Raw genomic sequence first — 18,536 nt, forward strand, 5'->3', positions numbered from 1 at the left:
GGACGCGCGCCGCCATGCCCAAACCTCTGAGAATGGCCGTGCTGATCATCGCTGCCGGCATCGGCGCATTCATCCTGCGCGAACTGTACGTTGCCGCGTCGACGCCGTCGGCACCCGGCGCACCGGATCAGGCGCGCGTGCGTGTCGCGGCCGCCGATCTGCCGGAAGGACTGCTGCTGCGCGACAACGATCTCGCATGGAAGCGCATGCCGCGCGCACAGGTGCCGCCGGGCGCATTCGTCGAGTCGCAGCCGGGCGCCGACCTGAAGGGCGCGCTGCTGCGCAACCGCGTCGGCGCCGGCACGCCGATTCGCACGGACAACGTGATTCCGGCCGACGCGCCGGATTTTCTCGCGGCCGCGCTGCAGCCCGGCATGCGCGCGATCTCGGTGCCGGTCGACGACGTGTCGGGCAACGCGGGGCTGATCCAGCCGGGCGACTTTGTCGACGTGGTGCTCACGCAGCAGATCGGCGGCTCGGCGACGTCGCCCGGCACCTTCGAAGCGGAGACGGTCGTGCGGCGCGCGCGCGTGCTTGCGGTCGGCTCGGAATTCCAGCGGGCGAAGACGCCCGCGAGTGCGCCGGACGCGACGGCGCGAGCGCGTACGGTCACGCTCGAGGTCGCGCCGCGCACCGCGCAGGTCGTGCTGGTCGCGACGCGCCTCGGCTCGCTGTCGCTCGCGCTGCGCAGCTTCGCGACCAGCGACCGGCGGCAAGCGGCGGGCGGCGACGAGCAGGAGCCGGATACGCAGCCGGTGTGGGCGGGCGACGTGTCGCGTGCGGCCCGCGAGGCCGCGCGCGCGCCGTCCGCCGGGCCGGCGGCCGGCGGCGCACGGCCGACGGGACAGAACAACACGGTCGTGATCTATCGCGGTTCCTCGATCGACGACGGGTCGCGCGGCGGCGGCACCGGCACGCCGGGCCTGCCGCCGCTGCCGTCCGGCCTGCAGGGAATGCCGGCGCTGCCGGGCGGCGGCAATGTCGCGGCGGCGGACGGGACGGCGCAGCCGCCGCGGGCGGCGGTGCCGCAATGACGGATCGACGGAGCGGGCCGGCCGCGCGGCGGCCGGCATTTGACGGGATGACGGGAACACGCATGGTGCGCATCGTTCGTTGGATCGCTCTCTGGTGCCTGGCCGGCCTCGTCGCGCCCGGCGTCGCGTTCGCGCAGGGCGTGCGCGCGCCGGACGCCGGCGCGCCGCTGTCGATCGCGACCGGCAAGGGCGAGCTGTTGTCGCTGCCCGAGCCGGCGGTCGCGATGTTCGTTGCCGATCCGACCGTCGCCGACATTCAGGTGCCGTCGCCGCGCACCGTGTTCGTGTTCGGCAAGAAGGCCGGCACGACCACGCTGATCGCGCTCGGCGCGAACCATCGGCCGATCCTGCGCAGGACGGTGATCGTGCAGGTCGACACGGCGTCGCTGCAGACGGTGCTCGACAGCCGCTTTCCGCAGCTGAAGCTGTCGGTGTCCGGCGCGCCGGGCTCGCTGATGGTGTCGGGCAAGGTGCCGGGCGCGGCCGACGCGGACGCCGTGATGCAGTCGCTCGCGCCGTACCTGCACGACAAGGAAAAGATCGTCAACCGGCTGACGCTGTCGCGCCCGATCCAGGTGAACCTGCGCGTGCGGGTGACCGAGGTGAGCCGCAACGTCACGCAGCAGCTCGGCATCAACTGGAGCTCGCTCGGCGCCGCCGGCAACTTCGTCGGCGGGCTGTTCAACGGGCGCACGCTGTTCGACCCGACGAACGGCCTGTTCAACCTGTCGCCGACCGGCGCATTCTCGGTGCTCGGCGGCTTCCGCGCGGGGCGCTGGTCGATCGACGTCGTGCTCGACGCGCTCGATCAGGAAGGGCTGATCACGATGCTCGCGGAGCCGAATCTGACCGCGATGTCGGGCGAGACGGCGAGCTTCCTCGCGGGCGGCGAGATTCCGATCCCGGTTGCGCAGAGCGGCAACACGGGTGTGATCACGGTCGAGTACAAGCCGTTCGGCGTATCGCTCGACTTCACGCCGACCGTGCTCTCCGACAACCGCATCAGCCTGAAGGTGCGGCCGGAAGTGAGCGAGGTCGACGCGAGCAACAGCGTGACGACGGGCAGCATCAGGGTGCCGGCGCTCACCGTGCGACGCGTCGAGACGACGGTCGAGCTGTCGAGCGGGCAGAGCTTCGCGATCGGCGGGCTGCTGCAGAGCCAGACGGCCGACACCGTGTCGCAGATCCCGGGGCTCGGCCGGCTGCCGATCATCGGCCGGCTGTTTTCGTCGAAGAATTTCCAGGACAACAAGACCGAGGTGGTCGTGATCGTCACGCCGTACATCGTGCAGCCGACCGGGCCCGGCCAGCTCGAGCAGGCGATCGACACCGTCGCGCGGCCGAGCAGCGATCTGGAGTTCGCGGTGCAGCGCAACCTCGGGCTCGACCTGCTGTCGGGCGACACGCCGCGCCTCGTCGGCGCCGCGGGCTTCGTGTACTGAACCGGAGGAGCGCCCATGCGAGCTCGAACCACCGTCTCCGCACTGCTGCCGCTGGCGCTGGCGGGCTGCATGTCGGCGCCGCCGCCGCTGAACCTGCCCGACGCGCGATCGATCGGCTTCGACGGCGTGCAGGCGGTGGCGCCCGACTGCGCGAAGCTGATGCAGCCGTCGCATCTCGTCGATGCGGGCTTCGGGCGGCCGGGCGTGCCGTTCGGCTGCGCGACCTACACGAACCTCGCGGCCATGCTCGCGCGACCGCAGGATCTCGTCGCGCCCGTGCCGTACGGCGGCGCCGACGCGGAAGTCGCGGCCGGTGCGGTGCGCCGCTACGTCGAGGATCGCGTGAAGCAGCCGACGCCCGGCAGGACGCAGACGACGACCGGCTCGCCCGGCCATTGAACCGATTCCCGAGGCCATCGCGATGTCGCCCATGAACGTCCTCGATCGCCAGAACGCCAAGCGCGCCGCGTCAGCCGGAGCGACGGATCTCGTCGCGGTCGTGTCCGATCCGGGCAGCGAGGACGTGATCCGGCGCGTCGCGCACGATTTGTCGATCACGCGTGCACACCTGCAGACGGGCACCTGCGACGACGCGATCCGGCTGCTGCAGCAGCACGAGCGTTCGCCGCGCCAGCTGGTCATCGACGTGTCGGATTCGGTGCTGCCGGTGTCGGACCTGATGCGGCTCGCCGACGTGTGCGATCCGTCGGTGCGGGTCGTCGCGATCGGCACGCAGAACGACGTCGGGCTGTTTCGCAACCTGCTCGGCATCGGCGTGCAGGACTACATCGTCAAGCCGCTGACCGTCGAGTTGATGCGGCGCGCGCTGACGGCGACGGAATCGGTCGTGCAGGTGCGCACCGGCAAGATCGTCAGCTTCGTCGGCGCACGCGGCGGCGTCGGCACGACGACCATCGCGGTGAGCCTCGCGCGCTGCCTGGCGGGAGAGAAGCGCCGCCGCGTCGCGTATATCGACCTGAACCTGCATGGCGGCGGCGCGAACTCGATGCTCGGGCTGTCCAGCAACAACGGGCTGGTCGAATTGCTGAACATGGAGCAGCGTCCCGACGACGCGCTGTTCGACCGCATGTTCGTCACGAAGGGCGATCGCCTTCACGTGCTGTCGGCCGAGCTTGCGTACGGCGCCGACGTGCCGCTGAGCGACGGGGTGGTCGCGCGCCTGGTCGACATGCTGAAGGACCGCTTCCACTACGTGCTGTTCGACGTCGGCAGCGGCGCCGGCAAGCTGTTCGAGGATGCGCTCGAGGCGTCCGATCTCGTCTACATCGTCGCCGACCGCTCGGTGCATGCCGCGTACGAATCCGCGCGGCTCGCACGCTTCGTGCAGGAGCTGCCGGGCGAGCGGCTGCTGTCGATGGCGCTGAACAACCCGCTCGCGCCGGTCGCGGGCCGCGTCGAGCCGGCCGATTTCGCGGAGGCATTCGGCGGCGCGTCGCTGCGCGAACTGCCGCACGAGCCGCAGACGCTGGCGGTCGCCGAGAACCTCGGCGAGCCGATCGAAGATGCGAAGCGCCACGGCTTCCTGGACGGGATCCGGCAGCTTGCGAACGGCATCACCGGCGAACCGATGGCCGTCGCCGAGCCGTGGTACGCGCGCTTCGTCAAATGGAGGAAAGGATCGTGACGTTCGGTAACCGCAACCGGCCGCCGCCGGACTCCGCACCGGACCCCGCACCGGCCTCGCCCGCGGCGCCGCGCGCGCCGGCGCCGGCGGTCGCGTCCGCACCCGCGCCCGCGCCGCCGTCGGCTCGCACGCCCGCGGCCGCCGACACCCACGAGGCGCTGATCCGCTCCGGCAAGTTCGACGCGATCCGCACCGCGGTGTTTGCGTCGATGAACATGTCGGCGGCGCTGATGAAGACGCGCGACGAAGTGCGCGCGGGCATCGAGCAGGTGGCGGCGCACACGGTCGAGCGCGAGCGACTGAAGATCACGGCCGGCGAGCAGGTGCTGATCGTCGACGCGATCCTGAACGACATGTTCGGCGTCGGCCCGATCGAGCCGCTGCTCGCCGACGAGACGGTCACCGACATCCTCGTCAACGGGCCCGACCAGGTCTACGTCGAGCGCGCGGGCCGGCTCGAGCTCACGTCGCTGAAATTCCGCGACGACGCGCACGTGACGAGCGTCGCGCAGCGGATCGCGGCGGCGGTGGGCCGGCGCGTCGACGAGAGCAGCCCGATGGTCGACGCGCGTCTCGCCGACGGCAGCCGCGTGAACGTCGTGCTGCCGCCGATCGCGATGCGCGGCCCGTCGATCTCGATCCGCAAGTTCGCGAAGCGCGACATCACGCTCGCGCGGATGGCGCATCAGGGCAACATCTCGCATCCGATGCTGCAGGTGCTGAAGGTGGCGTGTTTGTGCCGGCTGAACATCGTGATCTCGGGCGGTACCGGCTCGGGCAAGACGACGATGCTCAACGCGTTGTCGCAGCACATCGAGCAGCACGAACGAATCGTGACGATCGAGGACGCCGCCGAGCTGCAACTGCAGCAGCCGCACGTCGTCAGCCTCGAGACGCGGCCGGAGAATACCGAGGGGCTCGGCGGAATCTCGCAGCGCGACCTCGTGCGCAACGCGCTGCGGATGCGGCCCGATCGCATCATCCTCGGCGAGATTCGCGGCCCGGAGGCGTTCGACGTGCTGCAGGCGATGAACACCGGCCACGACGGCTCGATGACGACGATCCATGCGAACTCGCCGCGCGACGCCATCAGCCGGCTCGAGAGCATGGTCATGATGGCGAACGCGAACCTGCAACTGCTGTCGATCCGGCGCCAGATCGCGAGCGCCGTGCACCTGTTCGTGCAGGTCGAGCGGATGCGCGACGGCGTGCGGCGCGTCACGCGGATTACCGAGATCGTCGGGATGGAGGGCGAGGTGGTCATCACGCAGGACCTGTTCGCGTTCCGCCAGGAAGGCGACACGACGCGCGACGCGGTCAAGGGCGTGTTCGACGCGTCGTCGCTGCGGCCGGCATTCGCGCCGCGCGCCGCGTATTACGGCGTCGAGGACGCGCTTGCCGAGGTATTCCGCCAATGAGGGCCGCCGACCTGTTCGCGGCAGGCGCGTTCGCCGTGATCCTCGGGATCGGGCTCGCGCTGTCGTCGCTGCTCGATCGCGCACGCCGCACGCCGGCGCAGCGCATTCGCGAGCGGATGCGGCACCTGTCGCCGTTGCTCGCGGGCCGCGATGCGGGCGCGTCCGCCGGCTCCGGCGTCGCGCTGTTCAACCTCGAACGCCGGCAGGGCCGCGCGCGCACGTGGCTGCGGCGCCACCTGACGCGCGTGCGCGCGGTGGGCGGCGAAGCCGGCATGCGGATCGTCGTCGCCAGCACGATCGGCGGCGCGATCGCGGCGATCGTCGCGGTGAAGCTGATCGGGCCGCCGGACTTCCTGCGTCCGCTGATCTGCATCGGGCTGCCGCTGCTCGCGATGCGCGCCAGCTACCGCTCGCTGGTCGAGCGCTTCCGGATCCGTTTTCTCGAAGCGTTCCCGGACGCGATCGACCTGATCGTGCGGGCCGTGCGCGCGGGCATTCCGGTCACGCAGGCGATCAGCACGGTCGGCGACGGCGCGGCCGAGCCGGTGCGATCCACGTTCCGCACGATGGGCGACAGCCTGCGGGTCGGCGCGGATCTCAAGGACGTGCTCACGCAGGCGGCGGACCGGCTGATGATCGCGGACTTCTCGTTCTTCACCGTCTACCTGCTGCTGCAGCGCGAAACCGGCGGCAGCCTCGGCGAGACGCTCGACGAATTGTCGAGCATCATCCGCACGCGCCGCGACATCCGCCTGAAGACCCGCGCGCTGACTGCCGAAGGGCGGATCACGACGAAGATCATTTCGGCGGTGCCGTTCGTGATGATCGGCGCGCTGTTCCTCGTGAACCGCCCATATGTGATGCTGCTGTTCACGACGCACGCCGGCAACACGATGCTGACGATCGCCGCCGGGCTGCTGACGGTCGGGCTGCTGGCGATCCGCAAGATCTCGAGACTGGATACCGCGCGATGACGATGTCGATGCTGGCCGCCCGCGGCCTCGAACTGCTGCTGTTGCTCGCCTGCGTCGGTGTGGCGCTCGTCACGCCCGGCGGCGGCACGCGCCGGCGCATCGCCATGCGCGTACAGCAGGCGGCCGGGCAGCGCGCGCCGTCGCTCGCGGCGGGGCGGCTGCAGCCGGGCGAGGTCCGCCAGGGCCTGACGCGCCGGCTCGCGCAGCTCGGCGAGCGGCTGCCGGTGCTCGACCCGATGCAGCGCGTGAAGCTCGGCCTGCAATTGGCGCGCGCGGGCTTTCGCGACCGCCGCGCGGTGTCGTCGATGATCGGCATCAAGCTGAGCTGCGGCGTGCTGTTCGCGGGCGTGGCGATCGTGTTCAGCCCGTACATTCCACGGCTCGGCGAATACTTCGTGATCCGCGCGCTGGCGATGATCGCCGCGTTCGTGATCGGCGTGATCGTGCCCGAGTACGTGCTCGGCGCGATGATCCGGCGGCGGCGGCGGATCATCGCCGCGTGCTTTCCGGACGCGCTCGACCTGCTCGTGATCTGCACGATGGCCGGCAACAGCCTCGCTTCGGGCATCCGGCGCGTCGCGCACGAACTGGCGCGCATCTGCCCGCCGCTCGCCGACGAGTTGACGGTGTGCGCGGACGAACTCACGCTGAGCGGCAACGTATCCGCGACGCTCACGCATTTCGCGACGCGCGTCGATTTCTCGTCGGCGCGCTCGCTCGCGACGACGCTCACGCAGTCGCAGCGGTTCGGCACGCCGATCACGCAGGCGCTGCGAACCCTGTCGCGCAGCGAGCGCACCGAGCAGATCGTCGCGCTCGAGGAAAAGGCCGCGAAGCTCGCGCCGAAGATCACGCTGCCGATGATGCTGTTCATCCTGCCGACGGTCGGCCTGATCGCGGCGGGGCCGGCGGCGATCCGCCTGCTCGAGGTATTCAAATGACACGATCCGTCGTACGCATGTTCGCGCTCGCGGCCGTGCTGCCGGTGCTGGCCGGCGGCTGCGGCGCGCCGAGCGTCCAGACGCGGCCGGTGCTGTCGCACAAGAGCGACGACCCGCAGGCCGAACTGCGCATCGCGGACAGCGCGCTCGCGGGCGGCAACGTCGATCTCGCGTCGACGCTGTACGAGAAGGTGCTCGCGAAGCATCCCGAGTCGCTCGCGGCGCGGCTTGGGCTCGGCGACGTCAACTATCGCGCCGGCGACCTGGAGCGCGCGCGGATCCTCTACGACGAAGCGCAGCGGCAGTCGCCCGCGGAGCTCGGCCCGCGGCTCGGGCTCGCGCGCGTCGCGTTGCGGCAGCGCCGGCTCGACGAAGCCGCGCAGCGCTATCGCGACCTGCTGGCCGCGCAGCCGAACCATCCGCTCGCGGCGCAAGGGCTCGGCACCGTGCTCGATCTGCAGGGGCGCCATGCGGATGCGCAGGCCGTGTATCGCGACGCGCTGCGCGCGCACCCGGACGCGCAGGGGCTGCGCATCGACCTCGGGCTGTCGCTCGTGCTGAGCAACCGGCCGCGCGAGGGCGTGAACGTGCTGCTCGACGTCGCGGGGCTGCCCGATGCGCCGTGGCAGGCGCGCCAGAACCTCGCGTTCGCGTATGGCGTGCTCGGCAACACCGATTCGGCGAAGAAGCTGCTGTCCGCGGACCTGCCCGCGTCGGCGGTGGCCGACAACCTGCGTTTCTACCAGGCGGTGCGCGCGCGGCTCGCGTCGCGCGGGGCTGCCGGCGGCGCGCCGCCGCTGTCGGGTGCGGCGCTGGAGTCGGGCGTCGCGCCGCCGGGAGCGGGGGCCGCAAAATGACACGCGGGGCGACGCTCGCCCGCCGCGCGCGCGGCGTCGTGTCCCTCGAGTTCGTGCTGATGCTGCCGTTCCTGCTGATGGTGCTGATCGGCATCATCGACACGAGCCTGATCCTGTGCGACAAGGCCGTCATCACGAACGCGAGCCGCGAGGCCGCGCGCGCCGGCGTCATGCTGCGCGTGCCGATGCTGACCACGACGCAGATCGCCAACGTCGCGCAGACCTACATGCAGAACAGCCTGATCACCGGCGGCACGCCGACGACACCGGCCGTGACCGTGACCCAGGCGAACGGCACGACGTCGGGCACCGCGCTGACGGTGACGGTGACCTACACGTATTCGGGGATGGTGCTCGGTTCCGCGTTCAGCGCGCTGACCGGCCCGGTGACGGTCTCGGCCACCTCGGTGATGCTTTATGAATGACGCGGGCGACACGCGCGCTCCCGGCCCCGCGCGGCAGCGCGGCTCGGTCGCGCTGTTCTTCCTGCTGTTCCTGATTCCGCTGCTGTCGTTCGGCGCGCTGGCGATCGACGTCGCGTGGGTGGCCACGGTGCGCAACCAGTTGCAGAACGCCGCCGACGCGGCCGCGCTCGCGGGGGCCGACGCGATGATGTCGCCGAGCGGCGGCGCGCTGAACTGGTCGCAGGCCGCGCCGGCGGCAAACGGCGTGATCGCGCAGAACTCGGCGGCCGGCGCCGCGCTGTCGACCGGCACGGTGACCACCGGCTACTGGAACGTGACGCGCAGCCCCGCATCCATGCAGGCGACGACCATCACGCCCGGCTCGTACGACGTGCCGGCCGTGCAGGTCACCGTGACGCGCGCGCCGGGCGTGAACGGCGGCTCGATTCCGCTGCTGCTCGGCGGGCTGCTGGGGATTCCCGGCGCGTCCGGCAGCGCGACCGCGGTGGCGGTGCTGGCCGCGCCGGGCGGGGTGGCGGCCGGCGGACTGTTTCCGATCGCGATCGACCAGTGCGTGTACAACCAGTACTGGAACGCGGCGACCAACCAGCCGCTGATCAATCCGCTGACGGGCCAGCCGTACGAGTTCTCGATCACGAACGGCCAGACCTACGGCACGCTGTGCATGGGCGGGCAGTGGACGTCGTTCCAGTCGACGGCGACCGACACGACGACGATGGGCGGGCTGATGGTGACCGGCAACCCGACGACGCTCAATATCGGCGACAGCATCTACCTCGCGACCGGCGTGAAGGCGACGCTCTACACGTCGGTGCCGGTCGGCACGACGGTGGTGCTGCCGGTCGTCACGCAGACGTCGACCAGCACCTACGTGCCGATCGTCGCGTTCGCGGCGTTCCACATCGACGTATCGCTCGGGGGCACGTACAAGTACATCCAGGGCCACTTCGTCGCCGGCGTGAAGATGACCGGCGTCGCGACCGGCGTCGGGCCTTACTACGGCGTGTACGTGCCGCCGCGGCTCGCGCTGTGAGCGCCGGAGCGCGCGCGGCGCAGCAGCGCGAGGAGAGCGGCGAGCGTCACGGCCGGGCCGATCTGCGGCAGCTGCAGCCACGGATTCAGGTATTCGTAGAGCGGCAGCGCCCACATCAGCGCGATCGTGGCCTGCTCGCCGCGCAGCCAGCCGTCGCGCCAGCCGGTCGCCAGCATGCAGGCGATCGCGATGCCGAGCCATGCGAGCTCGTAATGCCACACGTACGGGTTCGCCGCGAGCGTCGCAACCGCCAGCACCGCGGCGCGCACGCGGGTGTCGCGCGAGCGCGCCCACACGATGCATGCGGCCGCGATCGCGATCGCCGCGACGCAGGCGTGCGCGGCATACGCGGCGCCGAGCGGCAGGCCGGCGAGGCGAAATGCCGCGAACGGCGTCGGCGACGCGAACCAGAACATCACGCCATGCTCGAGAATGAGCGACCGCGCGAGCCCCGTACTGGCGACGAACAGGGGCAGCGACTCGACGCCGCACACCAGCACGCTCAATGCGCCTAACGCGGCGGTGGCGAGCGCGGCCCATGCGATCGTGCGCCACGCGCGCGCGGCGACCAGCACGAACGGGAACAGCAGCGCCATCTGCGGCTTGACCGACAGCAGGCCGATGCAGAGGCCGGCCCACATCGGCCGCCTGTCGGCCCAGTAGACGGCCAGCGCCGCGCACGATGCGGTCAGGAACGCGTTCTGCCCGAGCATCGCGGTGACGAACACGCACGGGGCGCCGACCAGCGCGAACGCGCCGACGCGCCGCACGCCGGGCGTCGCGCCGAGGCCCGACACGCGCCACGCGGCGAACCCGAACACGACGATGCCGAACGCGACGAACAGCGGATAACCGATCGCAAAGGGCAGCAGCGCGAACGGCGTCACGAGCAGCAGGTAGGTGGGCGGGTACAGCCAGGCGACGAAGCCTTCGCCGCGGAAATACGGGAACAACGCGGCCGATAGCCGCGAGAAGGTCGGCAAATCGTACGCCTGCCATGGCGCGCCGTGCAGCATTACGTACGACGCCGACCAGAAGACCGAGTAGTCGGCACCCGGGCTCGCGATGGTGGTGCCCGGCGTGTAGCGGATCACGTACGCCCAGATCGCCAGGAACAGCACGTGGAACACGAGCACGAACGCGCTGTACGCGACGACGCGCCGGGGCGTCAGCCATGCGCGGACGGGGCGCTCCGCCGAGCGCGTCGATTGCCGGGGAATGTCCATGCGACGCGTGCCGGTTACTTGACGGAGATTTTCCTGGCGGCGTGGCCAGCGCCCGCGACCGCGGGCGTCGCCGGCCGGCGGCGCGCCGCGTGCGCGCGCTTGAGCGGGAACTGCAGCAGTTTCGACGCCGGATGCGCGGCGGCATCCCGCTCGGCGCGGTAGCGCCCCCGCACCAGATAGACCGGGCGTTGCTTAGACTCGTGATAGATGCGGCCGAGATATTCGCCGATCACGCCGATGCCGACCAGCTGGATGCCGCCGATGAACAGCACGACGGAAATCAGCGACGCGTAGCCATGCACCGGGTTGCCGAGCAGCAGCGTGCGCACGACGATGAACGCGCCGTAGACGAGCGCGAGCATCGCGAACGTGAGGCCGACGTAGGTCCACACGCGCAGCGGCACCGTGCTGAAGCTCGTGATGCCTTCGAGCGCGAAGTTCCAGCGCTTCCATCCGGAGAATTTCGACCGGCCGCCGCTGCGCGGCGCGCGCGTGTATTCGACGATCGCGGTGCGAAAGCCGACCCACGCGAACAGGCCTTTCATGAAGCGTCTCCGCTCGGGCAGCGCGCGCAGCGCGTCGACGACCTGACGGTCCATCAGCCGGAAATCGCCGACGTTCTCCGGCATCTCGACTTCGGAGAGCCGGTTGTGCACGCGGTAGTAGAGCGCGGCGGCCAAGCGCTGCATCAACGGATCGCACATGCGGTCGGTGCGCTTCGCGGCAACGACCTCGGCGCCCGCGAGCCAGCGCTCGATCATCGCGGGGATCAACGCGGGCGGGTCCTGCAGGTCGGCATCGATCAGGATCACCGCGGCGCCGGCCGCTTCGTCGAGGCCGGCGGTGAGCGCGGCCTCCTTGCCGAAGCGGCGCGTGAGATCGACGACGCGCACGCGCGGGTCGCCGGCCATGACCTCGAGCAGCCGGTCGAGCGTGCGATCGCGACTGCCGTCGTTGATGCAGACGATCTCGAAGCGGACCGTGTCGAGCGACTCGAGGACGGGCAGCGTTTCGGCAAAGAATGCGTCGATCGTTTCGTCTTCGTCGTGAAACGGCACGACGAGCGAGACCAGCGGCTTTCTGGCGTGCGTGGGCATGCGTCCCCCGAGAGATCCGGCCTGCGCTGCACCGTATTGATCCGGTTATCGTCCGCCGCAGGCCGGACGACAGGCGTTACGATCATTGTAGGCAGAAATCGACGATTCGTAATACCGATGCGCGGGTTGCGCGGCGGGCTGTTGCGCTGTCGACGCACGGCTCGCCGACGGCCGGCGGGGCGCGCGGGCGCCGGGACGAGGATATTCGATGTCGAAGGAGGGCGCGATGCAAGTTCAGGACCTGAACGGCGCAGCGCTGGACTACTGGGTGGCGCTGGCCGAAGGCCTCGGCGCGCCGTGCGTCGCCGGCGGTGCATGCCGGGCGATCCGCGAGACGGGCGGCGCGAGCGTGTCGTTCGCGCCGTCGTCTTCGTGGACGGACGGCGGCCCGATCGTCGAGCGGCTGCCGTTCGCCGCGTTCGAGCGCGACGGCGGGCACGGCGCGTGGCGGGCCGTGCTGCATCGCGCGGTGCCGGCCGCCGGCGAGCGCTGCACGCTCAACCAGTCGGGGCCGACGCTGCTGATTGCCGCGATGCGCACGCTCGTCGCGTCGACGTTCGGCGACGACGTGCCGGATCTCGACATGTCGAAACCGCGCCGAGCGTAGCCCGTCGCGTTGCAGCGCCCGGCGCTCGTTGCGTCCGGCGCCTCCCGCCTTCTATCCGGCGGACAGATTCCGGATCGCGATCGACGCGACATCGACGCGCCGCGGCAGGATCGCATCCGCCGCCGCGCGATCGGCCACGCGCTGCAGCACGTCGATGTCGGCGCCGCTGAGGCTGCGCTGCGCGAGCGCCGCCCGGCGCGCGATGTCGATGGCCGCGTCGGGCGGCAGGCGCGTCAGCGACGCATAGACGGTCGCGTAGTCGGCCGGGTGCGCGAGCGCCCATTGGCCCGCGCGGGTCAGCCGTGCGAGCACGTCCGCGAGCGCCGCGCGCTTCGCGCGGTCGTCGAGGGTATCGACCGGCGACGTGAGGAACGCGAGCCCCGAATTGATGCCGCTGCCGTCGCGGACGATGCGCGCGCCGCGTCGTACCGCATGTCCGTAGTACGGGTCGAAGGTCGCCCAGATGCCGATCCGCCTGGCCTCGAACGCGGCGAACGCATCGACGGGCAGTACGAAACGCACGTCGACGTCGCGCGGCGCGAGGCCGTGCTCGCGCAGCGCGCCGTACAGCTGATATTGCGAGATGCTGCCGCGCGCGGACGACACGACGACGGTTTGCCCTTTCAGGTCGGCGACGGTGCGGACCGGCGAGTCGGGCTGCACGACGATGCCGAGCGACGCCGGCGAGCCGACGCGCGTCGCGACGATCCGCAGCGAAGGATCGCCGAGCGCGGCAGTCAGCACGGGCAGGTCGCCGGCCGGCGCGAGATCGATCGCGCCCGCGCGCTGTGCCTCGAACAGCGGCGCGGCGCCCTGGAAATTGGCCCAGCGGAACCGGTACGGCGTGCCGTCGAGCACGTGCGCGGCTTCGGCCAGCGCGCGCAGGCCGCCGGCCTGGTCGCCGAGCACGAGCGTGACGCCCGACAGGTCGGCGCCGGCCGCGCGGGCGGGCAGTGCGATGCCGCCGGCGAGCGGCGCGGCGGCGAAGGCGGCAAGACGCTGCAGCACGCGGCGGCGTGCCGTGGCGGAAGAGGGGTTCATCGGCGGCATGTCCTCGGTGATCCGCGCGCGAGCGGCGCGGCTGCCGGGCAGGTTACGGAATCGGTTTCCGGCCGACAAACATCGAATCGTGAAATGCATATTCGCGCGGCGGCGGCCGGGGTGGCCGATCGCGACGCCCGACGCGCGCGGGCGGCTTATGCGGCTGGCGAAACCGTGCGCAGGAATGCCCGCACCGCCGGCGCCTTTTCGAACCGCCGATGTGCGAGCGCGAGCTCCGACATGATCGGCTTGCCGGCGATCGGCCGGTACACGACGCCCGGCAGCGACACGCAACCGGCCAGCGCATCGGGAATCACGGCGACCCAGCCGTTCACGGACACGCACGCGAGCACTGCGAGCAAGCCGCCCGGCCGCGCGGCGATCACCGGCGCGAAGCGGCCGCGGCGTGCGACTTCGAGCGTGCCGAGCTCCTGTTCCGGTACCGCGAAGCGCGCGTCGGCGAGGTCGGCCGCGCGCACGGCCGCCATCGATGCGTAGCGCGAATCGGCCGGCACGGCCGCGACGAACACGTCGCGCTGCAGCGTGACGATCCGCAGGCCGCCGGGCAGCGGCAGCGGCGGGCGCACGTACGCGAGGTCGAGCCGGCCCGCGTCGAGCTGGTTCGCGACATCGTCCATCGGCACTTCGCGCAGGTTCAGCTCGATGCGCGGGTGTGCGGCGCGGAACGCACCGACCGTGCGCTGCAGCGTGCCCGAATAGACGGCGGACGATACGTAGCCGATCTCGATCCGGCCGAGTTCGCCGCGCTCGGCCAGCGCGGCGAGTTCGCGGCCGCGCTGCAGGTGCTCGAATGCGGCGCTTGCCTCGGCGAGATAGGCTTCGCCGGCCGCGCTCAGCGTGACCGCGCGGCGCGACCGGTGAAAGAGCCGCACGCCGAGCACGCGTTCGGCTTCCTGGATCTGCCGCGTGAGCGCGGGCGGCGCCATGTCCAGTGCTTCGGCCGCGCGGGCGAAATGCAGGTGCTGCGCGACGCTCAGGAATGCGCGCACGTGACGGAATTCGAGCCGGTCCATGATTGCAATTTTCGTCAATAAAACAGCATTGGAGTGTCAATGACAGGCAATACCGGGCAAGCCTAGCATACGGCTCGTTCATCCTGCTCAGGAGTTGCCGATGTCCCAGTCCTCACCGGCGTCGCGCGCGACCGCCGCCCCGCACGCGGGCGCCCGCATGCCGGCCGCCGCGACGCTTGCCGTTGCGTCGGCGACCTGTTCGCTGATCGTGCTCGATACGAACGTCGTCGCCGTGTCGCTGCCGAGCATCGCGCGCGGTTTTCACGCGAGCTTCGCCGATATCGAATGGGTCGTCAGCGCGTACATGACCGCGTTCGCCGCTTGCCTGCTGCCGGCCGGCGGCCTCGCCGACCGCTTCGGGCGCAAGCGGATGCTGGGCGCGGGGCTCGCGCTGTTTTCTCTCGCGTCGCTCGGCTGTGGCGTCGCGCCGTCGGCCGGCTGGCTGATCGCCGCGCGCGCGCTTAAGGGCGGCGGCGCCGCGCTGCTGCTGACGGCCGCGCTCGCGGTGATCGCGAACCGCTTTCCGGATGGCCGCGAACGGGCGCGCGCGTGGGCGATCTGGGGGATGTGCATGGGGATCGCGACGGCGATCGCGCCGCTCGTCGGCGGCGCGATCACGCAATGGATCGGCTGGCGCTGGGTGTTCCTGCTGAACCTGCCGGTGTGTGCGCTGCTGGCGATCGGCGCGCGCGCCGCGATCGACGAATCGCGCGATCCGCACGCGAAACGCGTGGACGCCGCCGGCAGCCTGCTGTTCGGCGCGGCGCTCGCGTGCGCGATCGCGGCGTTGATCGGCGCGCCGTCGCACGGCTGGCTGTCGGCCGCGACGCTCGGCCGGCTCGCGCTCGCCGCCGCGCTGTTTGCCGCTTTCATCGGCGCCGAGCGCTGGCAGGCGCGGCCGATGATCGATCTCGCGCTGTTCCGCCAGCCGCGCTTCGTCGGCGCCGTGCTCGCGATGTTCGGCTATGCGGCGTGCGCGCAGGTGATGATGACGTTCCTGCCGCTCTACCTGCAGAACGCGTTCGGGATGTCGGCGATCGACGCGGGCCTCGGGATGCTGCCGTTCGCGTTCGCGATGATCGCCGGGCCGTCGCTCGGCGCGGCGCTTGCCGCGCGCACATCGTCCGGCGGCGTGCTGGCGGGCGGGCTCGCGCTGATCGGCGCGGGCAACCTCGCGACCGCGGCGCTGACCGCCAGCGGCGACTACCGGCTCGTCGCGATCGGCATGTTCGTGACGGGATGCGGCGCAGGGATCATGAACGGCGATACGCAGAAGGCGATCATGGCGTGCGTGCCGCCGCACCGCACGGGCATGGCGTCGGGCATCAGCACGACGACGCGCTTCTCGGCGATCGTGACGGCCGTCGGCGTGCTCGGCGCGGTGCTGGCGGCGAGCACGCACGCGCGGCTCGACCGGCTGCTGTCCGCCGCGCCCGGCCTGCGCGCGTTCGCCGATGCGCCGTTCATGTCGAGCCTGCTGGCAGGCGATCTGGCGCAGGCGCTCGATCGCGTGCCGCCGTCGGCGGCCGGCGCGCTCGCACAGGCGGCGCCCGTCGCGTTCGCGAGCGGGTTTGCCGATGCGCTGACGGTGAGCGGCGTGCTCGCGCTCGTTACGTCAGTCGCTGCATACAAGTTGCTTGCGCAACCGATGCGCGACGCGTAGCGAAGCGCTTTGGGCATGCTTCGCGGTCGCCGCGCAGGGTGGCGCGCCGACCGAGCCGTCAGGCTCGCGCGTTCCGTCAACCCTTCAACGCATTGCGATCGGCTTCGGCATCGTGCAGGTCGCGCGTCGCTTCGCGCAGCTTGTCCTGCTTGTCCGCGAGCTTGCGCCGGGCCTTCTCGACCTTGCGCGCGTCGCCGTGCGCCTCGGCTTCGCGCACGCGCGCCCGCGCGTCCCGCACGTCGCCACGAGCCTGTTCGACGTCGCGCTGCTTGTCCTGCACGTTGCGTTCGGCACGCGAAAGCTGGCCGGCGTCCGTGCAGTTTTCCTCGACCTGCGCGAGTGCGATCTGCTGGCGCATCAGTTGTTGCGTATTGCCGAACCGCTTCGCATGGTCGATCTGCGTCTGCAGCGCGCGGATGCGCGTCGCGCAATCCTGCGTGTCGGCGAACGCGGGAGAGTAGGCCAGCAGCACGACCGGTGCGGCCACGGCAATCAGGTAGGTTTTCATCGGCATGCCCTCGAATTCCGGATGACGCATTTCGAATGCCGTCATTGTGCATAGCGCGTTCGCCGCGAGTAAATAGGACGGGGCTTACAGCGGGCGCCGCCGCGCTGCATTCAGTTCGGCTTCGTTGTCGAGCGATGCGAACGCGTCGCGCGTGCGATGGGCGCCCCGCGCGTGCTGCCGCAGTGCGTGGCGCGACGCCGCACGGGCGAGCGCGACGTATCGGACGCAGGGGCGGCGGGCGCGTCGGCCGCCTGGATGGCCGCAACTGCTGCAACCGCCGGCAGCGCGGCCTCGGTGTCGAGCCAGCCGCGCGTCGCTTCGGCGATCAGCGCGCGCAGCCAGCGCACGCCTTCGACGCACGATCCCGATTCGTTCCACGTCATCCGGTACACGATATCGGGCGGTTCGACCGGCAGCGCGATGGCGGCGAGCGGCAGCAGCTTCGCGTAGTGCCGTGCGAGCCGGTACGTGGTGGTCAGGATCATGTCGGAGCGCACGAGCGCATGCGCGGCGAGTTCGAAGTGCGGCAGCGTGACGACGATTCGCCGCTGCAGGCCCACGCGTTGGAGCTGCCGATCGATCGCGCCGGACGCTTCGAGCCACGACGGCGTCGGGCACAGCTGCGGCGCTGCCGCGAAATCGGCGGTTGTCGTCGCGCCGCGCCGCGCGAGCGGGTGCGTCGCGCGCATCAGGCATACGACGCGGTCGTCGAACAGGTCGTCCTGCCGGAACCGCGACGAGCGGGCCGGGCGATTGTCGATCACGACGTCGAGTTCGCCGTCGGCGAGTGCGCGCTCGTCGTCGAAGCCGTCGCCGAGCGGATGGAACACGAGCTGCGCGTTCGGCGCGCGCTCGCGGAACAGCGCGACGAGCTTCGGCACGAACAGCACGTTCAGATAGTCGGGGCAGCCGATCCGGTAGGTGCGCACCGACGTGCGCGCGTCGAATGTCGGTTGCTGGATGCGGATGAAGTCGATCACGCGCAGCGCGTTGCGCAGCGGTTCGATCAGCCGCGCGCCGAACTCGGTCGGCACCATCCCGTAGCGGCTGCGCACGAGCAGCGGGTCGCCGAGCAGCGTGCGCAGGCGCTTGAGCGCGGCGCTCGTCGCCGGCTGCGACATGTTCAGGCGCACGGCCGCACGCGACACGGTGCGCTCGGTCAGCAGCACGAGCAGGATGCGCATCAGCCGTGCATCCAGTACGTCGAGCACGTCCGTGGTGGCGGACGCGTCGCGGGGCGGGGCGTTCGGGGCTAGCGGGTCCCGCATGCCGATACGCCTCCCGGCGACGCAGAGCCCGAGCGCGAGCGCGAGCGCGACGCGGCAGCCGGCCGGCAGCCCGTCATTTTGCGAAGGTTCCCGGCCAGCCGACGATCCGCTTCGGGCTCGGCGCGTGGTCGCGCGTGGCCGTGTCGATTCGATGCGAGGCGTCGTCCGCGCCGGGCACGAGGCCCGGGCGGTGAGTGGCTTCCAGTCGCACGCCGTTGTCTCCTTCCATGTGCGGGGCGCGAAACCGGCAGCGTGTACACGCTGCGCCGGCCGGCCGCCGTGGACCTTATGTCCCGGATTTGTTCGCGAGTATGGGTGGCCGG

The 18,536-nt window shown here is 71.2% G+C and carries 19 protein-coding genes; 12 read left to right on the forward strand and 7 right to left on the reverse strand.

Annotated features, from left to right (window positions below; genetic code table 11):
• The first annotated feature begins 14 nt into the window (after positions 1 to 14).
• From cpaB to FPJ27_RS09245, 10 genes are all read left to right on the forward strand, one after another.
• Positions 15 to 1,034, forward strand: a complete 1,020-nt coding sequence (gene cpaB / locus FPJ27_RS09200) for a Flp pilus assembly protein CpaB (RefSeq protein ID WP_204422665.1) — start codon at positions 15 to 17, stop codon at positions 1,032 to 1,034.
• Between the two features lie 62 nt (positions 1,035 to 1,096).
• Positions 1,097 to 2,476, forward strand: a complete 1,380-nt coding sequence (locus FPJ27_RS09205; protein ID WP_204422666.1) for a type II and III secretion system protein family protein — start codon at positions 1,097 to 1,099, stop codon at positions 2,474 to 2,476.
• 15 nt (positions 2,477 to 2,491) lie between these two features.
• The gene (locus FPJ27_RS09210) at positions 2,492 to 2,875 is read left to right on the forward strand and encodes a CpaD family pilus assembly lipoprotein (RefSeq protein WP_072436476.1); all 384 of its coding nucleotides are present in this window, start codon (positions 2,492 to 2,494) and stop codon (positions 2,873 to 2,875) included.
• 22 nt (positions 2,876 to 2,897) lie between these two features.
• Positions 2,898 to 4,121: an AAA family ATPase gene (locus tag FPJ27_RS09215; RefSeq protein WP_204422667.1), complete on the forward strand. Its 1,224-nt coding sequence runs from the start codon at positions 2,898 to 2,900 to the stop codon at positions 4,119 to 4,121.
• A complete protein-coding gene (locus tag FPJ27_RS09220; RefSeq protein ID WP_204422668.1) occupies positions 4,118 to 5,539 on the forward strand; it encodes a CpaF family protein in 1,422 nt (473 codons plus the stop codon). Before FPJ27_RS09215 ends, FPJ27_RS09220 begins: the two co-directional genes overlap by 4 nt.
• Entirely contained in the window at positions 5,536 to 6,513 is a 978-nt protein-coding gene (locus FPJ27_RS09225) for a type II secretion system F family protein (RefSeq protein WP_204422669.1), read from the forward strand. Before FPJ27_RS09220 ends, FPJ27_RS09225 begins: the two co-directional genes overlap by 4 nt.
• On the forward strand, positions 6,510 to 7,454 hold the full coding sequence (locus FPJ27_RS09230; RefSeq protein WP_204422670.1) for a type II secretion system F family protein: 945 nt from the start codon (positions 6,510 to 6,512) through the stop codon (positions 7,452 to 7,454). Before FPJ27_RS09225 ends, FPJ27_RS09230 begins: the two co-directional genes overlap by 4 nt.
• Positions 7,451 to 8,311: a tetratricopeptide repeat protein gene (locus FPJ27_RS09235; RefSeq protein WP_204422671.1), complete on the forward strand. Its 861-nt coding sequence runs from the start codon at positions 7,451 to 7,453 to the stop codon at positions 8,309 to 8,311. The genes FPJ27_RS09230 and FPJ27_RS09235 overlap by 4 nt, the downstream gene beginning before the upstream one ends.
• Positions 8,308 to 8,736 carry a TadE family protein gene (locus FPJ27_RS09240; protein WP_072436481.1) on the forward strand — a complete coding sequence of 143 codons (429 nt, stop codon included), beginning with the start codon at positions 8,308 to 8,310 and terminating at the stop codon, positions 8,734 to 8,736. Before FPJ27_RS09235 ends, FPJ27_RS09240 begins: the two co-directional genes overlap by 4 nt.
• Positions 8,729 to 9,769, forward strand: coding sequence for a TadG family pilus assembly protein (locus tag FPJ27_RS09245; RefSeq protein ID WP_204422672.1), 1,041 nt, complete (start codon positions 8,729 to 8,731; stop codon positions 9,767 to 9,769). The genes FPJ27_RS09240 and FPJ27_RS09245 overlap by 8 nt, the downstream gene beginning before the upstream one ends.
• On the opposite strand, the gene FPJ27_RS09250 is transcribed toward FPJ27_RS09245, so the two are convergent.
• Positions 9,733 to 10,995, reverse strand: coding sequence for a glycosyltransferase family 87 protein (locus tag FPJ27_RS09250; RefSeq protein WP_072436483.1), 1,263 nt, complete (start codon positions 10,993 to 10,995; stop codon positions 9,733 to 9,735). The genes FPJ27_RS09245 and FPJ27_RS09250 overlap by 37 nt on opposite strands.
• A gap of 14 nt (positions 10,996 to 11,009) precedes the next feature.
• Positions 11,010 to 12,092, reverse strand: coding sequence for a glycosyltransferase family 2 protein (locus FPJ27_RS09255; RefSeq protein WP_072436484.1), 1,083 nt, complete (start codon positions 12,090 to 12,092; stop codon positions 11,010 to 11,012).
• A 226-nt stretch (positions 12,093 to 12,318) separates the two neighbouring features.
• Here FPJ27_RS09255 and FPJ27_RS09260 point away from each other — a divergent pair, with 226 nt between their 5' ends.
• On the forward strand, positions 12,319 to 12,699 hold the full coding sequence (locus tag FPJ27_RS09260) for a phage protein NinX family protein (RefSeq protein WP_204422673.1): 381 nt from the start codon (positions 12,319 to 12,321) through the stop codon (positions 12,697 to 12,699).
• A 51-nt stretch (positions 12,700 to 12,750) separates the two neighbouring features.
• On the opposite strand, the gene FPJ27_RS09265 is transcribed toward FPJ27_RS09260, so the two are convergent.
• Positions 12,751 to 13,740: an ABC transporter substrate-binding protein gene (locus tag FPJ27_RS09265; RefSeq protein ID WP_204422674.1), complete on the reverse strand. Its 990-nt coding sequence runs from the start codon at positions 13,738 to 13,740 to the stop codon at positions 12,751 to 12,753.
• Positions 13,741 to 13,895: 155 nt separating this feature from the next.
• The gene (locus tag FPJ27_RS09270) at positions 13,896 to 14,774 is read right to left on the reverse strand and encodes a LysR family transcriptional regulator (RefSeq protein WP_204422675.1); all 879 of its coding nucleotides are present in this window, start codon (positions 14,772 to 14,774) and stop codon (positions 13,896 to 13,898) included.
• A 100-nt stretch (positions 14,775 to 14,874) separates the two neighbouring features.
• Between FPJ27_RS09270 and FPJ27_RS09275 the strand changes: the two genes are divergently transcribed.
• Positions 14,875 to 16,437, forward strand: a complete 1,563-nt coding sequence (locus FPJ27_RS09275; RefSeq protein WP_204422676.1) for an MFS transporter — start codon at positions 14,875 to 14,877, stop codon at positions 16,435 to 16,437.
• A gap of 76 nt (positions 16,438 to 16,513) precedes the next feature.
• On the opposite strand, the gene FPJ27_RS09280 is transcribed toward FPJ27_RS09275, so the two are convergent.
• The 3 genes from FPJ27_RS09280 to FPJ27_RS09290 form a co-directional block, all read right to left on the reverse strand.
• Complete coding sequence (locus FPJ27_RS09280) at positions 16,514 to 16,990, reverse strand: DUF1090 domain-containing protein (RefSeq protein ID WP_239483271.1); 477 nt, start codon at positions 16,988 to 16,990, stop codon at positions 16,514 to 16,516.
• Positions 16,991 to 17,055: 65 nt separating this feature from the next.
• Complete coding sequence (locus tag FPJ27_RS09285; RefSeq protein WP_204422677.1) at positions 17,056 to 18,213, reverse strand: LysR family transcriptional regulator; 1,158 nt, start codon at positions 18,211 to 18,213, stop codon at positions 17,056 to 17,058.
• 73 nt (positions 18,214 to 18,286) lie between these two features.
• Entirely contained in the window at positions 18,287 to 18,442 is a 156-nt protein-coding gene (locus FPJ27_RS09290) for a hypothetical protein (RefSeq protein WP_204423265.1), read from the reverse strand.
• Between the last annotated feature and the right edge of the window lie 94 nt (positions 18,443 to 18,536).

Origin of the sequence: Burkholderia sp. MS455, from assembly GCF_016899445.1 — a bacterium.
Classification (GTDB): domain Bacteria; phylum Pseudomonadota; class Gammaproteobacteria; order Burkholderiales; family Burkholderiaceae; genus Burkholderia; species Burkholderia pyrrocinia_C.